Annotated in this window: 22 protein-coding genes; 11 read left to right on the forward strand and 11 right to left on the reverse strand. The window is 67.2% G+C overall.

What is annotated here, in order from left to right; genetic code table 11:
* The first annotated feature begins 1 nt into the window (after position 1).
* Together prmB and cls are read left to right on the forward strand one after the other, a co-directional pair.
* Entirely contained in the window at positions 2–910 is a 909-nt protein-coding gene (prmB, locus tag CUJ89_RS11240; RefSeq protein ID WP_114177394.1) for a 50S ribosomal protein L3 N(5)-glutamine methyltransferase, read from the forward strand.
* Between the two features lie 112 nt (positions 911–1022).
* On the forward strand, positions 1023–2462 hold the full coding sequence (cls, locus tag CUJ89_RS11245; RefSeq protein WP_114177395.1) for a cardiolipin synthase: 1440 nt from the start codon (positions 1023–1025) through the stop codon (positions 2460–2462).
* A gap of 60 nt (positions 2463–2522) precedes the next feature.
* Here the strand turns inward: cls and CUJ89_RS11250 are convergent, their stop codons facing one another.
* Positions 2523–3002, reverse strand: a complete 480-nt coding sequence (locus CUJ89_RS11250) for a glutathione peroxidase (protein WP_114177396.1) — start codon at positions 3000–3002, stop codon at positions 2523–2525.
* Between the two features lie 136 nt (positions 3003–3138).
* Between CUJ89_RS11250 and CUJ89_RS11255 the strand changes: the two genes are divergently transcribed.
* Positions 3139–5070: an ATP-binding cassette domain-containing protein gene (locus CUJ89_RS11255; RefSeq protein ID WP_114177397.1), complete on the forward strand. Its 1932-nt coding sequence runs from the start codon at positions 3139–3141 to the stop codon at positions 5068–5070.
* A gap of 126 nt (positions 5071–5196) precedes the next feature.
* Here the strand turns inward: CUJ89_RS11255 and CUJ89_RS11260 are convergent, their stop codons facing one another.
* From CUJ89_RS11260 to alr, 3 genes are all read right to left on the reverse strand, one after another.
* Entirely contained in the window at positions 5197–5463 is a 267-nt protein-coding gene (locus CUJ89_RS11260) for a DUF2866 domain-containing protein (RefSeq protein WP_114177398.1), read from the reverse strand.
* 146 nt (positions 5464–5609) lie between these two features.
* On the reverse strand, positions 5610–6986 hold the full coding sequence (gene radA, locus CUJ89_RS11265; protein WP_114177399.1) for a DNA repair protein RadA: 1377 nt from the start codon (positions 6984–6986) through the stop codon (positions 5610–5612).
* Between the two features lie 11 nt (positions 6987–6997).
* A complete protein-coding gene (gene alr / locus CUJ89_RS11270; RefSeq protein ID WP_114177400.1) occupies positions 6998–8068 on the reverse strand; it encodes an alanine racemase in 1071 nt (356 codons plus the stop codon).
* A 218-nt stretch (positions 8069–8286) separates the two neighbouring features.
* Here alr and lplT point away from each other — a divergent pair, with 218 nt between their 5' ends.
* On the forward strand, positions 8287–9594 hold the full coding sequence (gene lplT / locus CUJ89_RS11275) for a lysophospholipid transporter LplT (protein ID WP_114177401.1): 1308 nt from the start codon (positions 8287–8289) through the stop codon (positions 9592–9594).
* Between the two features lie 58 nt (positions 9595–9652).
* On the forward strand, positions 9653–10462 hold the full coding sequence (gene thiD / locus CUJ89_RS11280) for a bifunctional hydroxymethylpyrimidine kinase/phosphomethylpyrimidine kinase (protein WP_114177402.1): 810 nt from the start codon (positions 9653–9655) through the stop codon (positions 10460–10462).
* An 18-nt stretch (positions 10463–10480) separates the two neighbouring features.
* Here the strand turns inward: thiD and CUJ89_RS11285 are convergent, their stop codons facing one another.
* The 4 genes from CUJ89_RS11285 to tsaB are packed head-to-tail and all read right to left on the reverse strand — an operon-like array spanning position 10481 to position 13674.
* A complete protein-coding gene (locus CUJ89_RS11285; RefSeq protein WP_114177403.1) occupies positions 10481–11446 on the reverse strand; it encodes a DUF1853 family protein in 966 nt (321 codons plus the stop codon).
* Positions 11443–12423, reverse strand: a complete 981-nt coding sequence (locus CUJ89_RS11290) for a uracil-DNA glycosylase (RefSeq protein ID WP_114177404.1) — start codon at positions 12421–12423, stop codon at positions 11443–11445. The genes CUJ89_RS11285 and CUJ89_RS11290 overlap by 4 nt, the downstream gene beginning before the upstream one ends.
* The gene (rimI, locus tag CUJ89_RS11295; protein WP_114177405.1) at positions 12410–12910 is read right to left on the reverse strand and encodes a ribosomal protein S18-alanine N-acetyltransferase; all 501 of its coding nucleotides are present in this window, start codon (positions 12908–12910) and stop codon (positions 12410–12412) included. The genes CUJ89_RS11290 and rimI overlap by 14 nt, the downstream gene beginning before the upstream one ends.
* Entirely contained in the window at positions 12907–13674 is a 768-nt protein-coding gene (gene tsaB / locus CUJ89_RS11300) for a tRNA (adenosine(37)-N6)-threonylcarbamoyltransferase complex dimerization subunit type 1 TsaB (RefSeq protein ID WP_114178579.1), read from the reverse strand. Before tsaB ends, rimI begins: the two co-directional genes overlap by 4 nt.
* Positions 13675–13821: 147 nt before the next feature.
* On the opposite strand from tsaB, the gene CUJ89_RS11305 reads away from it, so the two are divergent.
* The 3 genes from CUJ89_RS11305 (at position 13822) to aceA (ending at position 17691) form a co-directional block, all read left to right on the forward strand.
* A complete protein-coding gene (locus CUJ89_RS11305) occupies positions 13822–14091 on the forward strand; it encodes an acyl-CoA-binding protein (RefSeq protein WP_011352486.1) in 270 nt (89 codons plus the stop codon).
* Between the two features lie 362 nt (positions 14092–14453).
* A complete protein-coding gene (locus tag CUJ89_RS11310) occupies positions 14454–16004 on the forward strand; it encodes a DEAD/DEAH box helicase (RefSeq protein ID WP_114177406.1) in 1551 nt (516 codons plus the stop codon).
* A 379-nt stretch (positions 16005–16383) separates the two neighbouring features.
* Entirely contained in the window at positions 16384–17691 is a 1308-nt protein-coding gene (gene aceA, locus CUJ89_RS11315) for an isocitrate lyase (RefSeq protein WP_114177407.1), read from the forward strand.
* 180 nt (positions 17692–17871) lie between these two features.
* On the opposite strand, the gene CUJ89_RS11320 is transcribed toward aceA, so the two are convergent.
* The gene (locus tag CUJ89_RS11320; protein WP_114178580.1) at positions 17872–18306 is read right to left on the reverse strand and encodes a universal stress protein; all 435 of its coding nucleotides are present in this window, start codon (positions 18304–18306) and stop codon (positions 17872–17874) included.
* A 159-nt stretch (positions 18307–18465) separates the two neighbouring features.
* The gene (locus CUJ89_RS11325; protein ID WP_006481938.1) at positions 18466–19371 is read right to left on the reverse strand and encodes a LysR family transcriptional regulator; all 906 of its coding nucleotides are present in this window, start codon (positions 19369–19371) and stop codon (positions 18466–18468) included.
* A gap of 154 nt (positions 19372–19525) precedes the next feature.
* Between CUJ89_RS11325 and CUJ89_RS11330 the strand changes: the two genes are divergently transcribed.
* Complete coding sequence (locus CUJ89_RS11330) at positions 19526–20287, forward strand: haloacid dehalogenase type II (protein ID WP_114177408.1); 762 nt, start codon at positions 19526–19528, stop codon at positions 20285–20287.
* Positions 20288–20354: 67 nt separating this feature from the next.
* Positions 20355–21947, forward strand: a complete 1593-nt coding sequence (aceB, locus tag CUJ89_RS11335; RefSeq protein WP_114178581.1) for a malate synthase A — start codon at positions 20355–20357, stop codon at positions 21945–21947.
* Positions 21948–22073: 126 nt separating this feature from the next.
* On the opposite strand, the gene CUJ89_RS11340 is transcribed toward aceB, so the two are convergent.
* Positions 22074–22487, reverse strand: a complete 414-nt coding sequence (locus CUJ89_RS11340; RefSeq protein ID WP_114177409.1) for a gamma-glutamylcyclotransferase — start codon at positions 22485–22487, stop codon at positions 22074–22076.
* A gap of 259 nt (positions 22488–22746) precedes the next feature.
* Between CUJ89_RS11340 and CUJ89_RS11345 the strand changes: the two genes are divergently transcribed.
* The gene (locus CUJ89_RS11345; protein ID WP_114177410.1) at positions 22747–23625 is read left to right on the forward strand and encodes an AraC family transcriptional regulator; all 879 of its coding nucleotides are present in this window, start codon (positions 22747–22749) and stop codon (positions 23623–23625) included.

Consider the following 23625-nt stretch of genomic DNA (forward strand, 5'->3'; position numbering starts at 1 on the left):
CATGACGACACCTTTTGCAACTGTTCGCGATCTGCTGCGCTACGCGGTCACGCGCTTCTCGAAGGCGAAGCTCGCGTTCGGCCACGGCTCCGACAATGCGTACGACGAAGCGGCCTACCTCGTGCTGCGCACGCTCGACCTGCCGCTGGACACGCTCGAGCCGTTCCTCGACGCGCGGCTGCTGCCCGACGAAATCGCGGCCGTGCTCGCGGTGATCGAACGGCGCGCGACCGATCGCGTGCCGGCCGCGTACCTCACGCATGAAGCGTGGATGCATGGCCACCGCTTCTACGTCGACGAACGCGTGATCGTGCCGCGTTCGTTCATCGGCGAACTGCTCGACGACGGGCTGCAGCCGTATGTCGCCGATCCAGAGCAGGTCGGCGCGGTGCTCGAACTGTGCACGGGCTCCGGTTGCCTCGCGATCCTTGCGGCGAGCGCGTTCCCGAACGCCGAGATCGACGCGGTCGACCTGTCCGACAAGGCACTCGAAGTCGCGGAGATCAACGTGCGCGACTACGGCCTCGAAGACCGCATCGCGCTGCACCGCGGCGACCTCTACGCGCCGCTGCCCGCGTTCCGCACCGACCCCGGCGCACGCTACGACGTGATCCTGACGAACCCGCCGTACGTGAACGCGTCGTCGATGGCCGCGCTGCCGCCCGAATACCGGCACGAGCCGGAGATGGCGCTCGCAGGCGGCGACGACGGGATGGACATCGTGCGACGCATCGTCGCCGAAGCGCACCGCTGGCTGCACGACGACGGCGTGCTCGTCGTCGAGATCGGCAACGAGCGCGAGCACGTCGAAGCCGCGTTCGGCGGCCTCGAACTCACGTGGCTGCCCACCAGCGCGGGCGACGACACCGTGTTCCTGATCCAGGCATCGGACCTGCCGCGCAAGGCCTGAGCCGCCGGGCTCCCCAACCGTGCGGTACGGCGCACCGCTGCGCCGCACGGTTGGGTAAGATGCGCGTAAGCGGCCGCCGCGCCGCACGACATCAGGAGTCCGTCACGCGCCTATGACCCTCGACTGGCTACATCTCGGCACCCTGATCCTGACCATCCATGTGCTCGGGATCATCGCGGCGTGCCATGCGATCATGAACACGCGCACGTCGCAAGGCGCAATCGCGTGGGCCGTCTCGCTCGCCGCGATGCCGTACCTGACGCTCATTCCGTACCTGTTCCTCGGCCGCAGCAAGTTCTCCGGCTACGTCGACGCACGGCGCCACGAGCTGGAAATGTTGCGCATGCACACACCGCGCTCGCCTTGGCTCAGCACCGACGCGACCGACGGGCCGGCCGCCGACGCGCTCGGCCAGGCCGCCGTGCTGGCGCTCACGCGGCTCGGCGGCATGCCGTTCCTCGGCGGCAATTCGGTGCGCACGCTCGTGAACGGCGATGCGACGTTCTCGGCGATCCTGTCGGCGATCGACGCCGCGCGCGACTATGTGGTCGTCCAGTTCTTCATCGTGCGCGACGATGCGCTCGGCCAGATGCTGCGCGATTCGCTGCTCGCGCGCGCGGCAGCCGGCGTGCGCTGCTGCCTGCTGTACGACAGCATCGGCAGCTTCGACCTGCCGCACAGCTACGTCGACACGCTGCGCAGGGGTGGTGTCGAAGTCCATCCGTTCGCGACCAATCGGAAGTTCGTCAACCGCTTCCAGCTGAACTTCCGCAACCATCGCAAGATCGTCGTCGTCGACGGCAATCGTGCGTTCGTCGGCGGCCACAACGTCGGCGTCGAATATCTCGGCGCGAATCCGCGCCTGTCGCCGTGGCGCGATACGCACATCGAGATACGCGGCCCCGTGGTCGCGAGCCTCCAGTACGTGTTCGCCGAAGACTGGCACTGGGCCACGCAGAAGCTGCCGCCGCTCGCGCTGCCGCCGCCGGCGCGGCCCGGCGACGACATGCATTGCCTCGCGGTGCCGATGGGGCCGGCCGACAAGCAGGAAACCGGCTCGCTGTTCTTCGTCGAGGCGATCAATGCCGCGCGCGAGCGGGTCTGGATCACCACGCCGTATCTCGTCCCCGACGAAGCCGTGATCTCCGCGCTGAAGCTCGCCGTGATGCGCGGCGTCGACGTGCGCATCCTGATCCCGAGCCGGCGCGATCACTACGTGGTGTTCGAGGCGTCGAAGCTGTACGCGCGCGACCTGGTCGATGCAGGCGTCAAGGTGTTTCGCTACCGGCCCGGCTTCCTCCACCAGAAGGTCGTGCTGATCGACCGCATCGCGGCGGCGATCGGCAGCGCGAATCTCGACAACCGCTCGTTCCGCCTCAATTTCGAGATCATGGTGCTGACCGTCGACCGCGCATTCGCCGACGAGGTCGAGACGATGCTCGATGCCGACTTCGCGCAGGCGTACGAGGTCGATGCGAACGAATACCGCCAGTCGCCCGCATGGCGGCGAATCGCGATGCACGTCGCGCGGCTGTTCGCGCCGATCCTGTAACCGCCGGGACGGCGGCGGCCGTGCAATCCGCACCGACGCCGCGAACGCCGCCTCCTGCCATCACAGCAGTTTGTCGATATCCGCGGCGATTTCGTCGGGCTTGGTCGACGGCGCGTAGCGCTTGACGATGCGCCCGTCGCGGTCGATCAGGAATTTCGTGAAATTCCACTTGATCGCCTTGAGGCCGAGAATGCCGGGCGCCTCGTCGGTCAGGTAGCGGTACAGCGGATGCGCATGGTCGCCCTTCACGTCGATCTTCGCGAACATCGGGAACGTGACGCCGTAATTGCGCTCGCAGAACGCGCCGATCTGCATGGCGTCGCCGGGCTCCTGCTTGCCGAACTGGTTGCACGGGAAGCCGAGCACGAAGAAGCCGCGCGCCGCGTACTGGTCGTACAGCTTCTGCAGGCCCGCATACTGCGGCGTGAAACCGCACTCGCTCGCGGTGTTGACGATCAGCAGCACCTTGCCGCGATATGCATCGAGCGATGCCGGCGCACCGGCGAGCGTCTCTGCGTTGAACGAATACAGGGTAGACATCGGGCACTCCTTTTACGAAACCGGATCGACGTGGAGTCTAGGCGAAATTGCAGCGTTGCGGCATCCGCCGAGCGGCCGATGCCCGGCGCGACCGGCTCGCAGTCTAGAATAGCGGTTTTGGCCAGTCATTTCCGCCGTGATCCGTTTCAATCAGTTCAGCCTTGCGCGCGGCACCAAGCCGCTGTTCGAGTCGACCTCGTTCGTGCTCAATCCCGGCGAGAAAGCCGGCCTGATCGGCGCGAACGGCGCCGGCAAGTCGACGTTGTTCTCGGTTTTGCGCGGCGAGTTGCACTCCGACGCCGGCGATTTCTCGATGCCGCCGTCGTGGCGGATCGCCCATGTGTCGCAGGAAACGCCCGCCGTCGACCGCTCGGCGCTCGACTACACGCTCGACGGCGACGCCGCGCTGCGCGAGATCGAGGCGCGCATCGCCGCCGCTTCCGCCGCGCATGACGGCGCCGCCGAAGCCCATGCGCACGCGGCTTTCGCCGACGCCGACGGCTACACTGCGCCCGCCCGCGCCGAAGCGTTGCTGCTCGGCCTCGGCTTCACGCTCGCACAGACGCGCGAATCCGTCGCCAGCTTCTCCGGGGGGTGGCGCATGCGCCTGAACCTCGCGCAGGCGCTGATGTGCCGCTCCGACCTGCTGCTGCTCGACGAACCGACGAACCACCTCGACCTCGACGCGATCGTCTGGCTCGAAGACTGGCTGCACCGCTACCCCGGCACGCTCGTCGTGATTTCGCACGACCGCGAATTCCTCGATTCGATCTGCAACGTCACGCTGCATCTGGAAAACCGCCAGGTGAAGCGCTACGGCGGCAACTACTCGCAATTCGAAGTGCTGCGCGCGCAGCAACTGGCTCTGCAGCAAAACGCATACGAAAAGCAGCAGAAGACGATCGAGCACCTGCAGAGCTTCGTCGACCGCTTCAAGGCCAAGGCCACCAAGGCCAAACAGGCGCAAAGCCGGATGAAGGCGCTCGAGAAGATGGAGCTGATCGCGCCCGCGCACATCGCGTCGCCGTTCACGTTCGAATTCCGCACGCCCGACGCCGCGCCTAACCCGATGATGGTGATGGAAGAGGTCCGCTGTGGCTACCATGCCGACGACGGCGCGGAGATCCCGATCGTCGAACGCGTGGCGCTGTCGATCCAGAATGGGCAGCGCATCGGCCTGCTGGGCGCGAACGGCCAGGGCAAGTCGACGCTGATCAAGACGCTGGCCGGCACGCTCGCGCCGCTGTCGGGCCAGGTCCGCGACGGCAAGGGACTGACGATCGGCTATTTCGCGCAGCACCAGCTAGAAACGCTGCGCGAAGACGATTCGCCGCTCGCGCATCTGGCGCGGCTCGCGCCCGACACGCGCGAGCAGGAGTTGCGCGACTTCCTCGGCGGCTTCAATTTCTCGGGCGACATGGCGACGAGTGCCGTCGGCCCGTTCTCGGGTGGTGAAAAAGCGCGCCTCGCGCTCGCGCTGATCATCTGGCAGAAGCCGAACCTGCTGCTGCTCGACGAACCGACGAACCACCTCGACCTCGAAACGCGCCACGCGCTGACGATGGCGCTCGCGCAATTCGAAGGCACGCTGATCCTCGTATCGCACGATCGCCATCTGCTGCGCGCGACGACCGACCAGTTCATGCTCGTCGCGAAGCACCGGCTGCAGCCGTTCGACGGCGACCTTGACGACTACCGCGACTGGCTGCTGCAGCATGCGGCCGAGCAGCGCGCGGCCGCGAAGGCCGACAGCGCGGCTTCGCCGGGCGCGGGGGCCGCGGCCAACCGCAAGGACCAGAAGCGTCAGGCCGCCGAGGAGCGGCAGCGCCTGTCGGTGTTGAAAAAGCCGCTGCAGACGCGCATCACGAAGCTCGAAAAGGAAATGGAGACGCTACACGCGGAGAAGGCGCGCCTCGACGCGTTCGTCGCCGATCCGGCGAGCTACGAGGCCGCACGCAAGACGGAACTGACCGATGCGATCCGCAAGCTCGGAGACGTCAACACGCGTCTCGAAACGGTCGAAGCCGACTGGCTCGCCGTACACGAAGAACTCGAGCAGATCGGCTGAACGCGGCCGCGATGCGGCGCTTCGACAAACATCGGGCCTTCGCCGGGCCCAGATGCGACAAGGCCGGGCACGCCAGCCCGGCCTGTTTGTTGCCGTGGTTCGTCGGCCGCTCGCCGCCCCGCCGGCTCAGCGCCGCGGCAACGTGTCGCGCGGCATCTGCTCGTCGTCACCCATCAGGTACCGGCGCCCTTCGGTCGGCCGTCGGATCGCCGCGGCGACCTCCGCTTCCGTCACGTCCTCGGACACGACCTTGCGCGCCAGGCGCCCTTCGTCGTCGATCCATTCGACGATCCGGCATCCGCCGCCCCACGGCTGGCGAATCGGCTCCGACACGCGGCAGCCACGCAGGTTGTAAAAGCGTCCGCTCGGCGCTCCCCCATACGATTTCAACATAGGCTCCCTTCGCATTGCGCGGTTCGACAATCCGGCAAAGGATAGGGAAAAGCGATGTCCGGCGGGTTACAGGAGCCTACATATTCTTTACAGCGAATTACGCGACAAATCGCCGACAGGCACAGCCCGTGCGCCTGTCAGGCCGGTCACTCGAGATCGCGCACGCGGTCGATCGCCTGCTCGATCCGCTCGACGGCCATCACGTTCAGCCCTTCGATCGCCTGTTTCGGCATATTCGCCTTCGGAATCAGCGCGGACGTAAACCCGAGCTTCGCCGCCTCGCGCAGCCGTTCCTGCCCGCGCGGGGACGGCCGGATTTCGCCCGCCAGCCCCACTTCGCCGAACACGATCAGCCCCTTCGGCAGCGCCTTGTTGCGCATCGACGAATGGATCGAGAGCAGCACCGCAAGGTCGGCGGCCGGCTCGGTGATCTTCACGCCGCCGACTGCATTGAGGAATACATCCTGATCGAAGCACGCGATGCCCGCGTGCCGGTGCAGCACCGCGAGCAGCATCGCGAGCCGGTTCTGCTCGAGGCCGACCGCGAGCCGGCGCGGGTTCGGCACGTGCGCCGTATCGACGAGCGCCTGGATTTCGACGAGCAGCGGGCGCGTGCCTTCCTGCGTGACGAGCACGCACGAGCCGGGCACGACCTGCTCGTGCTGCGACAGGAACAGCGCGGACGGATTCGAGACGCCGCGCAGCCCGCGCTCGGTCATCGCAAACACGCCGAGTTCGTTGACCGCGCCGAAGCGGTTCTTGAACGCGCGCACGAGCCGGAACGACGAATGCGTATCGCCCTCGAAATACAGCACCGTGTCGACGATGTGCTCGAGCACGCGCGGGCCGGCCAGGTTGCCCTCTTTCGTCACGTGCCCGACCATGATGATCGCGGTACCCGACTGTTTCGCGATGCGCGTGAGCTGCGCCGCGCATTCGCGCACCTGCGCGACCGAGCCCGGCGCCGACGTGAGCGCCTCCGAATAGACGGTCTGGATCGAGTCGATGACGGCCACGTCCGGCCGTTCCGCGTCGATCGCGGCCTGGATCTTTTCGAGCTGGATCTCGGCGAGCAGTTGCAGCTCGGCCGCCGGCGTGCCGCCGTCGAGCAGCGCAAGCCGTTGCGCGCGCAACGCGATCTGCGCGGCCGATTCCTCGCCACTGATATAGAGCGCGCGCCGCTCGCTCGCGATGTCCGCAAGCGACTGCAGCAGCAGCGTCGACTTGCCGATGCCCGGGTCACCGCCGATCAGCACGACGCCGCCGGCGACCAGCCCGCCGCCGAGTACGCGGTCGAATTCGCCGATACCCGTCGAGAAGCGCGGCACGTCGGCCGCCTCGATGTCGACGAGTCGCTGTACGGGTGCCCGCTTCGCGAGCGACTGGAAACGGTGGGCCGACGGCGACTCGGCGACCGATTCGACGAGCGTGTTCCAGGCTTGGCACGACGGACATTGCCCCTGCCACTTCGGGGTCTGCCCGCCGCACTCGCTGCAAACATAGACGGTTTTCTGTTTGGCCACGCGCGACGCCCTTATTCCGCGCGCACGGGCACGCGGCCGGCGACCGCGCACATCAGCTCGTAACCGATCGTGCCGCAATGGCGGGCGACGTCGTCGATCGGCAGTACATTGCCCCACAGCTCGACGCGCGCGCCGACGCCGGCCTGCGGGCACGGAGTCAGGTCGACGGTAATCATGTCCATCGACACGCGGCCGACGATCCGCGTGCGGATGCCGTCGACGATCACCGGCGTGCCTTCGGGCGCGACACGCGGATAGCCGTCCGCGTAGCCGCACGCGACGACGCCGACCCGCATCTGGGCCTGCGCAGAGAACGTCGAGCCATAGCCGATTGCCTGGCCCTTCGCGATCGATTGCACCGCGATCAGCTCGGACGCGAGCGTCATCGCGGGCTTCAGCCCCGTGTCGGCGATATCGGACGACAGCCCGGACGGCGATGCGCCGTACAGCACGATCCCCGGCCGCACCCAGTCGAAGTGCGTATCCGGGTGCCACAGCACGGCGGCCGAGTTCGCGAGACTGCGCGCGCCGGCGATGTTTTCCGCGCCGCGCTCGAACGTCGCGAGCTGCTCGGCGACGCCGCGCTCGTTGTCCGCGTCCGAAAAATGGGTCATCAACGTGATCTGGCCGATGCCGGGGCACGCGCGGGCGCGCTCCCATGCGGCGCGGTATTTTTCCGGCACGTAGCCGAGCCGGTTCATCCCGCTGTTCATCTTGAGCTGCACGTTGACGGGCTTCGACAGCCGTGCCGTTTCCAGCATCCGCATCTGCTCGTCGTTATGGACGGTCGTCGTCAGGCTGTAGCGGTCGATCACGTCGATGTCGGTCGAGCGGAAGAACCCTTCGAGCAGCAGGATCGGGCCGGCCCAGCCGAGCTCGCGCAGCTTCACGGCCTCGTCGAGATCGAGCAGGCCGAAGCCGTCGGTGCCGCGCAGGCCGGGAAACGCGCGTGCGAGACCGTGGCCGTACGCGTTGGCCTTGACGACCGCCCAGACCTTGGACGGGCCGGCAAATCGGCGGACGACGGAGAGATTGTTCGCGAGAGCGGCGGTGTGGATGGTGGCGGAGATCGGGCGCGGCATGGGAAATTTACGTAAAGACGCTTGCGAATCATCAGCTTACCGCGCCTTTTGAGCACCGAAGCCGACAATTTGCGGAACGATCGGGGAATCTTGCTAGTCCGAATTGGCGTATTTTCATGTTATAAAGCCGTGCGCACAACCCATTTCGAACGGAATAAGCCGATCGCATACCAGGCGGCCTACGCGGCCCTGCCGCAGCGACGAAAGCATCGCATCAGATGAAAAAAGGTTTTTACACCATCATGGCCGCGCAGTTTTTCTCGTCGCTGGCCGACAATGCGCTTCTCATCGCCGCCATCGCCCTGCTGAAAGACCTCCACGCCCCCAACTGGATGACACCGCTGCTGAAGCTGTTCTTCGTGTTGTCCTATGTGGTGTTGGCGGCGTATGTCGGTGCTTTCGCGGATTCGCGCCCGAAGGGCCGCGTGATGTTCATCACCAACTCGATCAAGGTGGTCGGCTGCATGATCATGCTGTTCGGCGCTCACCCGCTGATCGCGTACGGGATCGTCGGATTCGGCGCGGCGGCCTACTCGCCCGCGAAATACGGCATCCTCACCGAGCTGCTGCCGGCCGACCGGCTGGTCGCCGCGAACGGCTGGATCGAAGGCACGACCGTCAGCTCGATCATCCTCGGCACCGTGCTCGGCGGCGCGCTGATCAGCCCGCACATCGCGTCGCACGTGATCGCGCACACGCCCGCCTGGATCAGCACACCCGCCGAAGCGGCGATGGCGATCATCATGGCGATCTATGTGATCGCCGCACTGTTCAACCTGCGCATTCCCGATACGGGCGCCCGCTACCCGAAGCAGGAGCGCGGCCCGGTCAAGCTTCTTACCGATTTCGCCGACTGCTTCACGGTGCTGTGGCACGACAAGCTCGGCCAGATCTCGCTGGCGGTCACGACGCTGTTCTGGGGCGCGGGCGCGACGCTGCAGTTCATCGTGCTGAAATGGGCCGAGGTATCGCTCGGCATGTCGCTGTCCGAAGGCGCACTGTTGCAGGCAGTCGTAGCAGTCGGCGTCGCGGCCGGCGCGATCGCCGCCGCGGCCCGGATCCCGCTGAAGAAGTCGCTGACCGTGCTGCCCGTCGGCATCATCATGGGCATCGCGGTGATGCTGATGGCGTTCTACACGCGCGACCTGTTCCCGTCGCACTGGGCCCTGCACGTCGGCCACCTGCGCGTGCCCGTGTACCTGATCGTCGCTTACCTGTTCCTGATCTGCGTCGGCGCGCTGTCGGGCTACTTCGTCGTTCCGATGAACGCGCTGCTGCAGCATCGCGGCCACGTGCTGCTGTCGGCCGGCCACTCGATCGCGGTGCAGAACTTCAACGAGAACCTCTCCGTGCTCGTGATGCTGTGCCTGTATGCGGTGCTCGTGTGGCTCGACGTGCCGGTCGGCGTCGTGATCGTGCTGTTCGGCACATTCGTCTGCCTGACGATGTGGCTCGTGATGCGCCGCCACCAGGCGAACCAGCGCCAGTTCGATTCGGTCGCGCTGATCGGCGAATCGCGGCACTGACGCTACACTTTCCGTTTCCGCCCGCCGGCGCCGGTCTTCGAACCGGCGCGTTGCCCTCATGACGCATCCGATACCCAACATCCTGACGATCGCCGGCTCCGATTCGGGCGGCGGTGCAGGCATCCAGGCCGACCTGAAGACGTTTTCCGCGCTCGGCACGTATGGCGCCAGCGTGATCACCGCGCTGACCGCACAGAACACGCGCGGCGTGACGGGCGTACACGCGCCGGACGCCGCGTTCGTGACCGCACAGCTCGACGCGGTGTTCGACGACATTCGCATCGATGCGGTCAAGATCGGGATGCTTGCGAACGCAGCGATCGTGCACGCGGTTGCCGACGCACTGCGGCGTTACACGCCGCGCTTCGTCGTGCTCGACACGGTGATGATCTCCAAGAGTTCGCACGCGCTGCTCGCGCCCGACGCGGTCGACGCGTTGCGCGATGTGCTGCTGCCGCTTGCGACCGTCGTCACGCCGAACCTGCCCGAAGCGGCCGCGCTGCTCGGCGAAGCGCCCGCGACCACTGAAGACGACATGGTCCGGCAAGGCCAGGCATTGCTGAAGACCGGCGCGCGCGCCGTGCTGATGAAAGGCGGCCACTTGCCCGATGCGTCCGCGAGCCCCGACTGGCTCGTCGATGCGGCGCGCACCGTGCGGCTCGACGGCCCGCGCGTGCCGGTCAGCAACACGCACGGCACGGGCTGCACGCTGTCATCCGCGATCGCCGCGCTGCTCCCGCAGCAGCCCGACCTCGAAAGCGCCGTGCGCGAAGCGAAGGCCTACCTGACCGGCGCGATCGCCGCGAGCGGCCACCTCGACGTCGGCCACGGCGTCGGCCCCGTCCATCACTTCCATCGCTGGTGGTAAGCGCCGGCTGACGCTGCGTCAGCTGTCCTGCGCCGCGAACGCCTGCGCGCGCGCCGGCCAGTCGTCGGGCACGATGAAGCCGCGCGCCGTCTCGCGCCACGTGCCATCGCCGCCCTTTTCATGGATGCCGATCAGCGCAGGCGCCTGGCGCACCGTCAACACGGGTGGCAGCTCGGGTGCGGCCGCCAGCGGTTCGGGTTCGAAGTCGGCGTCGGCGGCAACATGCCGCGGCGCGAGCCACGCAAGCCGGGGCAACACGCTCCATGCGACACCGGCACGCTGCGACGCCGCCCACGCCGGCCACTGCGCATGTGTCAGCCAGAAACCGCGCGGGTGATCCGGCGCGATTTCCGCGGACACCGGCGGCAACGGCGCGCCGTGCGGATAGAACAACCAGCCCTTGATGAACATCTGCGCGTCGGACGGTGCACCGTAGCCGAGCCGCGCAAACCCGTCGCGATCGCCGAGCCGCAGTTGGTGGTCGAGCAGCCGGCTGCGCTTGCGGTCTAGCCGGTCGACGAGGTTGGGTCCGACGAAATCGGCAAGCGACGCGCCGTCGCGCACCGGCGCGCACAGATAGCACTTCACCGCGAGTTCCCAGTGCAGGCGCTGCCCGCCCGGCGCATCAACGAGAAAATCGACTTCGCCGAGCGTCAGGCCGTTGCTGCGCAGCGGGAGATTGGCTGCGACGAGCCGCAGCGACGGTCCGTGCGTGAGGAAATACTCGAGCAGGCATTCCGCGTAGCGGCCGAGCCGCACGGGCCGCAACCCGTCGAGCGCGCGGCGCAGCGGCTCGGGCGCCGCATCGAGCGCGGCGAGCCACGCTTCGACGGCCGACCGGCCGGCCGCATCCGGCCACGGATGCGCAAGCGGCGCGCCGGGCGCCGCGGTAAGCAGGCTCGGGCTGGCGAGAAGCCAGCCCAGATCGCGAACCGCGGCGTCGCGCAGCGTATCGACGAATGCGAACGCCGCGCCGGTCGTCATTGCCCGGCCGGCCCGTTCGCGTCGGCACCCTCTGCGCGCCGGAACGTGTCGCGCGCGAGGCACAGGTCGGCCCACGCCTTCGATTTGTCCTGCAGGCTGCGCAACAGGTACGCCGGGTGGTAGGTAACGATCACCGGCACGCCTTCGTAGGCATGCACGCGACCGCGCAACGACGCGATGCTCGCGTCCGTCTTCAGCAACGTCTGCGCGGCGAAGCGTCCGAGCGCGACGATCAGCTTCGGCTTCACGAGCGCGACCTGGCGCTGCAGATAAGGCTCGCAGCTTGCGACCTCGTCCGGTTCCGGATTGCGGTTGCCGGGCGGCCGGCACTTGATCACGTTCGCGATATAGACGTTGTCGCCGCGCTGGAGCGACAGCGACTGCAGCATGTTGTCGAGCAGCTTGCCGGCCTGGCCGACGAACGGCTCGCCCTGCTTGTCCTCGTTCTCGCCCGGCGCTTCGCCGATCAGCATCCAGTCCGCTTCGCGGTCGCCGACGCCGAATACGGTGTTGGTCCGCTTCTCGCACAGCCGGCAGCGTGTGCAGTCGGCCACGCGCGCGGCCAGTGCATCCCAGTCGAGCACGGCAACCGGCGTTTCTGCGGGACGCGATGCGGCAGCCGGCACGGGATCGCCCGGCGGCGCCGCGTCGAACCACGCGAAATCGTCTGCTCCGGCCGGCGGCGCGTCGTCCATCGGCGGCATCGCGTCGGCCGAGGCGGCCGGCGCGGGTGCGCGGTCGCCATCGACGACACGGCGCGACGGCTCGCCCGGCTCGCGTGCCGGCGGTGCATCGTCTTGCGCCAGCGTACGCGCCGCGCGCGCCGGCCGATCGGCGGCGACGGAAACGCCGTCCGCCGCACCGGCTTGCGCCGCGGCGGGCGCTTCGGCTGCCGCGCCTTCGTCCGCGCGCTGCCCGCGCCGCACCCAGATCTGCGCGAGGCCTATTTCCTCGAGCGCCGCTTCAGCCCACGCCATGCGCGTCCCCCTCATTCTTGTTCAGCGTCAGACGCATCACGATCGCGTCCTCCCGGCTGCGATGCTTCGCCGGATAGTAGTTCTTGCGCCGGCCGATCGTCACGAAGCCGAAGCGCTCGTACAGATGGACCGCACGCGGATTGGACGGCCGCACCTCGAGCAGCACGCCGTCGAGCCGCTCCGCGCGCGAAATGCGCACGGCCTCGCGCAGCAGCGCGAGGCCAGCGCCCGCATGCTGCGCGGCCGGCGCGACGCACAGGTTCAGCAGGTGCATCTCGTCGATCACGGGCATCAACACGCAATAGCCGATGAGCGAACCCGTCACGTGCCGCATGCACACGCCCAGATAGCCGTTGCGCAACGAATCCTCGAAGTTGCCGCGGCTCCACGGGAATTCGTACGCGACCTGCTCGATCGCGACGACTTCGTCGAGATCGGCATCCGTCATCGGCGCCAGATAGCGGTCGCTCAGCAGTACACCCGTCATCCCTTCACTCCGCCCGTCTGCGCGGCCCGTGCCGCGACGCGCTCGGCGGTCGTCTGCGCGACCTTGTCGCGCACGTATTCAGGCGCGGCCTGATCGGCCGGCACCGCACGCCCGGCGCGGAACGCGCGCAGCGCGGCATGCGCGACCGCGAGTGCGTGCGGCAGCGCGTCGCCGTCGATCACGGCCGCGCGCGACGCGGCCGGCAACTGCGCGCCGAACGCGGCAGCCGCATTGCCCGCGAGCGTGAATGGCACATCGGGCACGCCGACGGCGCCCGGCGCATCGAGCGAAGCCGGATGCAGCGTGCGCCAGTCGCCGGTACTGTCGTCCCATGCGAAGTCCGCCCAGTAGGCTTCGTCCATCCGCGCATCCAGCGCGGCAAGCACGCGGGTCGTGCCGGGCGCGCGCAGCCGCGCGTGCTCCGCGCACGCGAGCAGCGTGCCGATCGGCACGACCGGCAGCCCGCGTCCGAACGCGAGGCCCTGGGTAATGCCCGTCGCGGTGCGCAGGCCCGTGAACGAACCGGGGCCCGCGCCGAACGCGATCGCGTCGCAATCGGCGAGCGTCAGCCCCGATTCGGCGAAGAGCTCCTGGATCGCCGGCAGCACGCGCGTGCTCGACACGGCGCCCGTCAGCTCGTGGCGGGCCCAGGTTTGCGGGGTGGAAACGGCGTCATCGGCATGAGCCGAGCGCAGCAGCGCGACCGAGCAGTATTCGGTCGACGTATCGATGGCGAGGAGCACTGTTTGCGTCATGGCCGATATTGTAATGCGGCGCCCCGCTCCCACGGGCGATCGGGCCCGATCCGTGCGTGCGCGCGGCGCCGGCGGCGGTTTGGAAGGATCGCTCGACCCCGCGCGGCGGTCCGCTTGTTAAGATCGCCCGACCTGAAACCCTTACGGAGACACCCGATGAGCGAACTCACCGCCCAATTCGACCAGGCCCAGATCGACGTCAAGCAGCTGACGGAACGGCCGGGCAACCTGACCCTGCTGCGCCTGTACGCGCTCTTCAAGCAGGCGACCGACGGCGATGCCCACGGCGACAAGCCGGGCTTCACCGACATCGTCGGCAAATATAAGTACGACGCATGGGACGCGCTGAAGGGCACGTCGCAGGATGCGGCGAAGCAGCAGTACATCGAACTCGTCGAATCGCTGAAAAACGGCACGGCATCCTGACCGAATCGCCCTCGCCGCAATAGGCAATCAAATCAGTGGCGCAGCGCAGCAAATTTCTTTATAATGCGGCCTGCGTCACCTCCCGCGCTCGGCTCGCAAGCCGTTCCGGCCTGACGCCTCGTAGCGTTAAGCTCCAATCCGGTTTAGAACCTGTCCCCTCCTGCTTCGACCCTTGCGGTCGTCACTTATCAGGCTGGCGGCCCCGCTCCTGTAGCGCGCCGCACCCAAAACAGCTTCTAATGCCTCATCCGCCGTCTGTTCGGTGGATTGCTCCCGTTTCCCGATTTGCTCGATGAATCCGACGACTTGGGTATGCGCGATTGGCGCCGACGTTTCACCCACTGTGTGTATCAAGGATTGTTATGACTTCGAGCATTAACTCCAGCCCGCTCAACGCGATCGCCGACCAGGCGCTCGGTCACGATGCTGCCGCCGCACCGGCCGCGCTCGAACCGGCGTCGGACGAGCCGAGCTTCGCGTCGCTCGGGCTGTCGCCGGAGATCGTCTCCGCGCTGGAGGCCGCCGGCTATGTGAAGCCGACGCCGGTCCAGCAGCGTGCGATTCCGGCTGGCATCGCCGGCCGCGACCTGCTGGTGTCGAGCCCGACCGGTTCGGGCAAGACGGCCGCCTTCATGCTGCCCGCGATCGAACGTTTCGCGCAGCTCCAGAAGACGCTGGCGCAGCAGCCGCGCGCCCCGCGTGAAGCGAACGCCGGCGACCGCCGCGTCCGCCGCCCGCAGCCGGTCTCACGCCCGAGCCTGCTCGTGCTGACGCCGACCCGCGAACTCGCGATGCAGGTCACGACGGCCGCATCGACCTACGGCAAGCACCTCAAGCGCCTGCGCACCGTCAGCATCCTCGGCGGTGTCGCCTACGGCCAGCAGCTGATGCTGCTCGCGAAGAACCCGGAAATCCTGGTCGCGACGCCGGGCCGTCTGCTCGACCACCTCGAGCGCGGCCGCATCGACCTGTCCGAACTGAAGATGCTCGTGCTCGACGAAGCCGACCGCATGCTCGACATGGGCTTCATCGACGACATCGAAACCATCGTCGCGGCCACGCCCGCGTCGCGCCAGACGATGCTGTTCTCGGCCACGCTCGACGGCAAGATCGGTTCGCTGACGGGCCGCCTGCTGAAGGATCCGGAACGCATCGAGATCCAGCAGCGCCTCGAATCGCGCACGAACATCGCACAGACCGTGCATTACGTCGACGACCGCGATCACAAGGACCGCCTGCTCGATCACCTGCTGCGCGACGACGCGCTTGACCAGGCGATCATCTTCACGGCGACCAAGATCGATGCCGACCAGCTCGCCGGCCGCCTCGCCGACGCGGGCTTCGAATCGGCCGCGCTGCACGGCGACCTGCCGCAAGGCGCACGCAACCGCACGATCCGCGCACTGCGCGAGCGCAAGGTGCGCGTGCTCGTCGCGACCGACGTCGCGGCGCGCGGGATCGACATCCCGGGCATCACGCACGTGTTCAACTACGATCTGCCGAAGTTCGCGGAAGACTACGTGCACCGCATCGGCCGTACCGGCCGCGCGGGCCGTTCGGGCACCGCGGTGAGCCTCGTGCACCACGCCGAACAAGGCGCGCTCAAGCGCATCGAGCGCTTCGTGCGTTCGCCGCTGCCGGTCAACGTGATCGAAGGCTTCGAGCCGCGCAAGACACCCCAGCGCAGCGGCGGCACCGGTGGTCGCGGCCGTCCGGGCGGCGGCAACGGCGGTCGGCGTTTCGGCGGCAAGCCGGGCGGCGGCAATAGCAGCAACGGCCGCAGCTACGGCGGCGGCAATGGCGGCGGCAATGGCGGCGGCTGGAGCGGCAAGCCGGGCGGCAGCCGTGACGGCGGCCCGCGTCGCGACGGCCAGCGCAGCGGCGCCCCGCGTCGCAGCAATTCCGCGTCGTAAGCACGCACGGGCGGCCCTGGCCGCCCCGCCAATTCGGCCGACCGGCGCATCTGCGCCGGTTTTTTTTCGCCCCGCCTCACATTTCACGATGCGGAAAATTTTTTTGTGTCGTAAAAAATCGTGTTGCGTGGCACAACCCAGACGATTGCGGGATGGAAAAATGCATTTCTTATCCCGAAATAACAAACTCAAATCATTGATTTAAAACAACTAAAAAATTACGCACTTCCTGAGAAAGTCCCTGTTTCGCTCCCGCCGATTTGCCTAGACTCTTATACAAGACTTCACGAACCGGAACGCACCGCTTCCGGCTTCGAAAACAGCATCGCCATCGTCAGATTCAACCCATTCGGCAACACACCGCATCAAGGAGCTCATCATGTCGCGTCAGCAACAGGCACAGGAACTGCAAAGGCAATGGGAAACCGATCCGCGCTGGAAGGGCATCAAGCGCAGCTACTCGGCTGACGACGTGGTCCGCCTGCGCGGCTCGATCCCGATCGAGCACACGCTGGCCAAGCGCGGCGCGGAAAAGCTGTGGAGCCTCATCAACGACGAGCCGTTCGTCAACGCACTCGGCGCGCTGACCGGCAACCAGGCGATGCAGCAGGTGAAGGCCGGCCTGAAGGCCATCTACCTGTCCGGCTGGCAAGTGGCCGGCGACGCGAACGTCGCGGGCGAAATGTACCCGGACCAGTCGCTGTACCCCGCGAACTCGGTGCCGCTGGTCGTGAAGCGCATCAACAACACGCTGACGCGCGCCGACCAGATCCAGTGGTCGGAAGGCAAGAACCCGGGCGACGAAGGCTATGTCGATTTCTTCGCGCCGATCGTCGCTGACGCGGAAGCCGGCTTCGGCGGCGTGCTGAACGCATTCGAACTGATGAAGGCGATGATCGAGGCAGGCGCATCGGGCGTCCACTTCGAAGACCAGCTCGCTTCGGTGAAGAAGTGCGGCCACATGGGCGGCAAGGTGCTCGTGCCGACGCGCGAAGCCGTCGCGAAGCTGTCGGCAGCGCGTCTCGCAGCCGACGTGATGGGCACGCCGACCGTGCTGGTTGCGCGTACCGACGCGGAAGCAGCCGACCTGATCACGTCAGACGTCGACGACAACGACAAGCCGTTCCTGACGGGCGAGCGCACGGTGGAAGGCTTCTTCCGCACGAAGCCGGGCATCGGGCAGGCAATCTCGCGCGGCCTCGCCTACGCGCCGCACGCCGACCTGGTCTGGTGCGAAACGGGCAAGCCGGATCTCGAGTATGCGAAGAAGTTCGCGGAAGCAATCCACAAGCAGTTCCCGGGCAAGATGCTGTCGTACAACTGCTCGCCGTCGTTCAACTGGAAGAAGAACCTCGACGACGCGACGATCGCGAAGTTCCAGAGAGAACTCGGCGCGATGGGCTACAAGTTCCAGTTCATCACGCTGGCCGGCTTCCATGCGCTGAACTACTCGATGTTCAACCTCGCGCACGGTTATGCCCGCACGCAGATGAGCGCGTTCGTCGAACTGCAGCAGGCCGAATTCGCGGCAGCCGACAAGGGCTTCACGGCCGTCAAGCACCAGCGCGAAGTCGGCACGGGTTACTTCGACGCGGTGACGCAGACGGTCGAGCGCGAAGCATCGACGACCGCGCTGCACGGCTCGACCGAAGACGAACAGTTCTTCGACGGCAAGAAGGTCGCGTAATACGCGCAAGCGTCGCTGTATCGGCAACAGAACAAGCATCAGGGAGGAGACGGCAGGCGCGCGATGCTGATCGCGCGACCGGCCGCGCGGTCTGCGGGCCGCCAGCAACGACGCGCGCCGGCTCTGTCCGGCGCGCCCTTTTTCTACGGCGCGGCCCGCGCTGCCATGGCCGGCGCCGCGCTATCGATAGACGATCACCGGAATTTTCGTATGGGTCAGCACGCGCTGCGTCTCGCTGCCGATCAGCAGGCTGCCGAGCCCACGGCGTCCGTGGGACGCCATGAAGATCACGTCGCAACCGCCGCGTTCGGCCGCCTCGATGATGCCGAGATACGGCGACGGATGCACGCTCGTCCACGTGTCGCAGACGACGCCGGCCGCCTTCGCGGCCGATTCGACCTCGTCGAGGTGGGCACGCGCCTCGCGTTCGCTGCGTGCCCGGAAATCGGCGGGCGGCTCGATGATCACTTCGGAAAACGGCGAGTACGGATACTGCGGCAGGCACGCGTAGGCCGTCACGCGCGCGCTGACCGCGCGAGCGAGGTCGATCGCGCCGTCGATCGCCTTTTGCGACAGTTCGGAACCGTCGGTTGGAACGAGGATGTGCCGGAACATCGCGCCCTCCTTCGTCAATCGCACTCCGCGCGTCGCGATCCCATCCGAGCCGGCCGCAACGCGTCGGGCATGCCTCCTACGATTGTAGTGTGCGAAACCGCGCAACCGGCACCGGAAGCGGGTTCGCCCTCATATCGGAAACGCGCGGGCACGTACGGCCTACTCGCCCCAATAACCGGGCCGTTCGTACGTGTGCTTCAGGTAATCGAGAAACAGGCGCACGCGCAGCGGCAGATGCCGGCGCTGCGGAAACACCGCGTGGATGCCGATCGGTGGCGCGGCGAACGCGTCGAGCACGCTGACGAGCCGGCCGGCCGCGATGTCCTCGCCGACCTCCCACCACGAGCGCCATGCCAGGCCGTGGCCGGCGAGGCACCACTCGTGCAGCACCGCGCCGTCCGAGCATTCCATCGTGCCGTTCACGCGGATCGACACGACCTTGTCGTCCTCCTGGAACGCCCAGCCGCGTTGCTGGTTCGCGTTCGCCGCGAGCGCGAGGCAGTTGTGCCGCGCCAGCTCCGCGAGCGTGACCGGCGTGCCGCGCCGCGCGAGATACGCGGGAGACGCGACGCACACGCGGCGATTCTCGCCGAGCTTCAGCGACACGAGCGACGAGTCGGGCAACTCGCCGAGCCGCACCGCGCAATCGAACCCCTCGTTGACGAGGTCGACCATCCGGTCGGACAGGTCGAGCGTGACCGACACGTCGGGATGCCCGACGCTGAATTCGGGCACGAGCGGTGCGACGTGCCGCCGGCCGAAGCCGGCCGGCGCGGAAATGCGCAGGTGGCCGCTCGCCTTGACGCCGCCGGCGGACACGCTCGCCTCCGCGTTCTGCATGTCGTTGATGATCCGCTGGCAATCCTCGAGGAACGCCGAGCCCTCGAACGTCAGCGTGAGCTTGCGCGTCGTGCGCACCAGCAGTTTGACGCCGAGCCGCTCCTCGAGCGCGTCGAGGCGGCGGCCGATGATCGCCGGCGCGACGCCTTCCGCGTGCGCGGCCGCCGACAGGCTGCCCTTCGCCGCGACCGCGGCGAACGTTTCGATCTGTTTGAACCGGTCCATGACTCGCAAGGGCGGCACCGCCGCCCTTCAAATAACTTAAGCCGCTCAAGATTAGGTATATGAAAGTAAAAGATCAAGTGATGATTAGCGTCTTTTTTAGTACCTACGATCACGAATAGAATCGACCCGACCTCTGAAACTGGAGCGCAAGGCTATGTCGGCCACAACGACACTCTCCTCTCCCGACGCAATCCTCTTCGATGCATTCGGCACGTTGTTTGACGTGCATGCGGTCGTGGCCGCGGCGGAGCAGATGTTTCCCGGTCACGGGGAACGGTTGTCGCAGCTGTGGCGACGCAAGCAAATCGAATATTCGCAGCTGCGCACGCTCGCCGATCCGGCCGGCGCCCGCTATCGCCCGTTCCGGGACATCACGCTCGACGCGCTGCGGTTCGCCGCGCGCGCGCTCGGCCTCGCGCTGAACAGCGCGGCCGAGAAGCGGCTGATGGACGAATACGCGTGCCTGTCCACCTATCCCGACACGGTGCCCGCGCTGCGCAAGCTGCGTGCGCTCGAACCGCGCCCGCCGCTCGCGATCCTGTCGAACGGCAACCCGCAAATGCTCGACATCGCGATCAAGAGCGCCGGCATGTCCGGGCTGTTCGATCGCGTGCTGTCGGCCGACACCGTGCGCGCCTACAAGCCGAGTCCGGCCGTCTACGCGCTCGGCACCGCCGCGTTCGGGGCGAACCCGCGCGGCATCGTGTTCGTGTCGTCGAACGCCTGGGACGTCGCCGGTGCCGCCTGGTTCGGCTACACGACGTTCTGGCTCAACCGCACGGGCGCACCCGCCGAGGAACTCGGCGCGCCGCCCGACGGCACGGGCACCGGCATGGCCGACCTGCTCGCATTCCTCGCCACCCCGGCTCCGTCCGGCAGACACGCAAACCGCACGCGCCCCGGCCCGGGTGCATGAGGTTCGCAGCGCTGCCGCCTTCCCCCTTCACCGAAACCGCAACTGACCGACCAAGGAGATGAGACTCATGAGCACCCCGATCACGCTGCCGCAAGGCATGGCGATCACCGGCGAAATCAAGCCGGGTTACGAAGCGATCCTGACGCCTGAAGCACTCGCGCTCGTCGCGGCGCTGCACCGCACGTTCGAACCGCGCCGCCAGGCGCTGCTGCAGGCGCGCGTCGAGCGCACGAAACGCCTCGACGCGGGCGAGCACCCCGACTTCCTGGCCGACACGACGGCGATCCGCGAAGGCGACTGGAAGGTCGCGCCGCTGCCGGCCGACCTGCAATGCCGCCGTGTCGAGATCACCGGCCCCGTCGAGCGCAAGATGATCATCAACGCGCTGAACTCGGGCGCCGATTCGTACATGACGGACTTCGAGGATTCGAACGCGCCGAGCTGGACGAACCAGATCGACGGCCAGATCAACCTGAAGGATGCGGTGCGCCGCACGATCTCGCTCGAGCAGAACGGCAAGTCGTACCAGCTGAACGACAAGGTCGCGACGCTGATCGTGCGTCCGCGCGGCTGGCACCTCGACGAGAAGCACGTGACGGTCGACGGCCAGCGCGTGTCCGGCGGCATCTTCGATTTCGCGCTGTTCCTGTTCCATAACGCGAAGGAACTGATCGCGCGCGGCTCGGGCCCGTACTTCTACCTGCCGAAGATGGAAAGCCATCTCGAGGCGCGCCTGTGGAACGACATCTTCGTCGCAGCGCAGGAAGGCGTCGGCGTGCCGCGCGGCACGATCCGCGCGACGGTGCTGATCGAGACGATCCTCGCCGCGTTCGAGATGGACGAGATCCTGTATGAACTGCGCGAGCACAGCTCGGGCCTGAACGCCGGCCGCTGGGACTACATCTTCTCGGCGATCAAGAAGTTCAAGAACGACCGCGATTTCTGCCTCGCCGACCGTTCGAAGATCACGATGACGGTGCCGTTCATGCGTGCGTATGCGCTGCTGCTGCTGAAGACCTGCCACAAGCGCAACGCGCCGGCGATCGGCGGGATGGCCGCGCTGATCCCGATCAAGAACGATCCGGAAGCGAACGAGAAGGCGATGGGCGGCGTGCGTTCGGACAAGGCCCGTGACGCGACCGACGGCTACGACGGCGGCTGGGTTGCGCACCCGGGCCTCGTGCCGATCGCGATGGAAGAATTCGTCAAGGTGCTCGGCGACAAGCCGAACCAGATCGCGAAGCAGCGCGACGACGTGCAGGTCGAAGGCAAGAACCTGCTCGACTTCCAGCCTGAAGCACCGATCACCGAGGCCGGCCTGCGCAACAACATCAACGTCGGCATCCACTACCTCGGCGCGTGGCTCGACGGCAACGGCTGCGTGCCGATCCACAACCTGATGGAAGACGCGGCCACGGCCGAGATTTCCCGTTCGCAGGTGTGGCAGTGGATCCGCTCGCCGAAGGGCGTGCTCGACGACGGCCGCAAGGTCACGGCGGAACTCGTGCGCGAATACGCAAAGGTCGAACTCGACAACGTGAAGCGTTCGGTCGGCGGCAACACGCAGCCATATGAGCGCGCCGCGGCGATCTTCGAGCAGATGTCGACGTCGGAAGGCTTCACCGAGTTCCTGACGCTGCCGCTGTACGAGGAAATCTGACGAAGCTGCCCGCTGCGACCGGCGGTCGGTCACGCGCCGTCGCCGGTCGCAAGCGATGACCGCATAAAGAAAGCGCCCCTCGGGGCGCTTTTTATTTTGCGGCGAGACCGGCTGCCGCGCGGTCGGTCAGGCGGCTTCCCGCTCGCGCCGGTGCTGGACCCAGTCGCCCGACGCAATGCGTGGACGCCCGGCTACCGCGTGCGCGGCGACCGGATAATACAGGCATGCATACTGCCGGCCGCCGAGCTCGACGGTCACCTCTTCCGGCTTGAACAGCGTGTCGACGCCCGGATAGATACGCTCGATCTCGTCGAGCACGGGGACAAGCTGCTCGTCGACCTCGTAGACGTCGCCCCAGACAAGCGACTTGCCGGCCGGCCCGGCGATCATCCCCGGATACGTGCCGAAATCGTACAGCTCGCCCGGCAGCGCGACCGCGCCAAGCAGCGTCGGCGCGGCAATCCCGTGCCGTCTGGCCGCATGGCCGATGTCGTTGGCCTCTCCGGCTCTCAATGTGCCGTAGATAAATACGTAGCGCATCGTGGTTCTCCTCTTCGATTCGAATGTTGCCGTGTTCGCGCGCGATTCGTGCGAAATCGCTCACGCATCGATAGACCACGATATCGGCCCGATGGTTCTGGCCCGCGGGCGCGCGCGGCCCCGGGCAGTCGCCCCGAATTCGCCGGGCTCCATACAAAGTTCATTTGAACGCGGCATGATCACCCCAAAAAACCGCCGCATGCGCTTGCGCGGCGCCTTCTAAAATAACGGCATCGCCGCCGCGCTGCCCGAACCGTTCATGAATCCGCCCGTCCAAGCCGACGTATCGAACCCGTACGACGTCATCGACATCCCGCCCGAATTCGCGCCGACCGCCGCCCATCCGATGCGCGTGCGCGCACGGCAGGTCGACGCCGGCCGCCGCATCCCGCTGCACACGCATGCGTGGGCGCAACTCGCCTACGCGTCGCGCGGCGTGCTGCGCGTCGCGACGACCGGCACGACATGGATGGTGCCGCCATCCCGCGCGATCTGGGTGCCGCCGCACGTGACGCACGAGGTCGTGATCGTCGAAGAGGCGTATTTGCGCACGCTGTATATCGACGAGTCGATCGTGCCGGGCGGGCTCGACGCGTGCCGCGTCGTCGAAGTGACGAGGCTGCTGCGCGAACTGATCGTCGCGCTCGACGCACGCGACCTGAGCACCGTGCGCGAGCGCCTGCTGTGCGGGCTCGTGCTCGACGAACTGAGTCACGCCGAACCGTTGCCGCTCGCGGTGCCGATGCCCGACGAGAAGCGGCTGCGCATGCTGTGCGAATCGGTACTCGCGCACCCGGCGCATGCGGAGTCGCTCGAACACTGGGCGAGCGAAGTCGGCGCTAGCACGCGCACGATTTCGCGACTCTTCAAGCAGGAACTGGGCGTGAGCTTTTCGCAGTGGCGCCAACAGGCGCTGCTTGCGCGGGCGATCCCGCTGCTAAACCAGGGGCGCCCGCTGTCGCATATCGCGCGCGAACTCGGCTACCAGAGCCAGAGCGCCTTCTCGGCCATGTTCCGCCGTGCCTTCGGCGAAAGCCCGCGCGCGTTCATGCTGCGCGGCTACGAGCACCGCGGCGCGGAAGGCAGCATCGCGGACGACGAAATGCCGGACGACGACGCGATCAGCGCTGTCCGCTGA

The organism is Burkholderia pyrrocinia, assembly GCF_003330765.1.
GTDB classification, from domain to species: Bacteria; Pseudomonadota; Gammaproteobacteria; order Burkholderiales; family Burkholderiaceae; genus Burkholderia; species Burkholderia pyrrocinia_B.

Bases quoted from the DNA above. Each gene is read 5' to 3' on its own strand.
- prmB (WP_114177394.1), top strand. From the start codon at position 2: ATGACGACACCTTTTGCAACTGTTCGCGATCTGCTGCGCTACGCGGTC.
- cls (WP_114177395.1), top strand. From the start codon at position 1,023: ATGACCCTCGACTGGCTACATCTCGGCACCCTGATCCTGACCATCCAT.
- CUJ89_RS11250 (WP_114177396.1), bottom strand. From the start codon at position 3,002: ATGTCTACCCTGTATTCGTTCAACGCAGAGACGCTCGCCGGTGCGCCG.
- CUJ89_RS11260 (WP_114177398.1), bottom strand. From the start codon at position 5,463: ATGTTGAAATCGTATGGGGGAGCGCCGAGCGGACGCTTTTACAACCTG.
- alr (WP_114177400.1), bottom strand. From the start codon at position 8,068: ATGCCGCGCCCGATCTCCGCCACCATCCACACCGCCGCTCTCGCGAAC.
- lplT (WP_114177401.1), top strand. From the start codon at position 8,287: ATGAAAAAAGGTTTTTACACCATCATGGCCGCGCAGTTTTTCTCGTCG.
- thiD (WP_114177402.1), top strand. From the start codon at position 9,653: ATGACGCATCCGATACCCAACATCCTGACGATCGCCGGCTCCGATTCG.
- CUJ89_RS11285 (WP_114177403.1), bottom strand. From the start codon at position 11,446: ATGACGACCGGCGCGGCGTTCGCATTCGTCGATACGCTGCGCGACGCC.
- CUJ89_RS11290 (WP_114177404.1), bottom strand. From the start codon at position 12,423: ATGGCGTGGGCTGAAGCGGCGCTCGAGGAAATAGGCCTCGCGCAGATC.
- rimI (WP_114177405.1), bottom strand. From the start codon at position 12,910: ATGACGGGTGTACTGCTGAGCGACCGCTATCTGGCGCCGATGACGGAT.
- CUJ89_RS11305 (WP_011352486.1), top strand. From the start codon at position 13,822: ATGAGCGAACTCACCGCCCAATTCGACCAGGCCCAGATCGACGTCAAG.
- CUJ89_RS11310 (WP_114177406.1), top strand. From the start codon at position 14,454: ATGACTTCGAGCATTAACTCCAGCCCGCTCAACGCGATCGCCGACCAG.
- aceA (WP_114177407.1), top strand. From the start codon at position 16,384: ATGTCGCGTCAGCAACAGGCACAGGAACTGCAAAGGCAATGGGAAACC.
- CUJ89_RS11320 (WP_114178580.1), bottom strand. From the start codon at position 18,306: ATGTTCCGGCACATCCTCGTTCCAACCGACGGTTCCGAACTGTCGCAA.
- CUJ89_RS11325 (WP_006481938.1), bottom strand. From the start codon at position 19,371: ATGGACCGGTTCAAACAGATCGAAACGTTCGCCGCGGTCGCGGCGAAG.
- CUJ89_RS11330 (WP_114177408.1), top strand. From the start codon at position 19,526: ATGTCGGCCACAACGACACTCTCCTCTCCCGACGCAATCCTCTTCGAT.
- aceB (WP_114178581.1), top strand. From the start codon at position 20,355: ATGAGCACCCCGATCACGCTGCCGCAAGGCATGGCGATCACCGGCGAA.
- CUJ89_RS11340 (WP_114177409.1), bottom strand. From the start codon at position 22,487: ATGCGCTACGTATTTATCTACGGCACATTGAGAGCCGGAGAGGCCAAC.
- CUJ89_RS11345 (WP_114177410.1), top strand. From the start codon at position 22,747: ATGAATCCGCCCGTCCAAGCCGACGTATCGAACCCGTACGACGTCATC.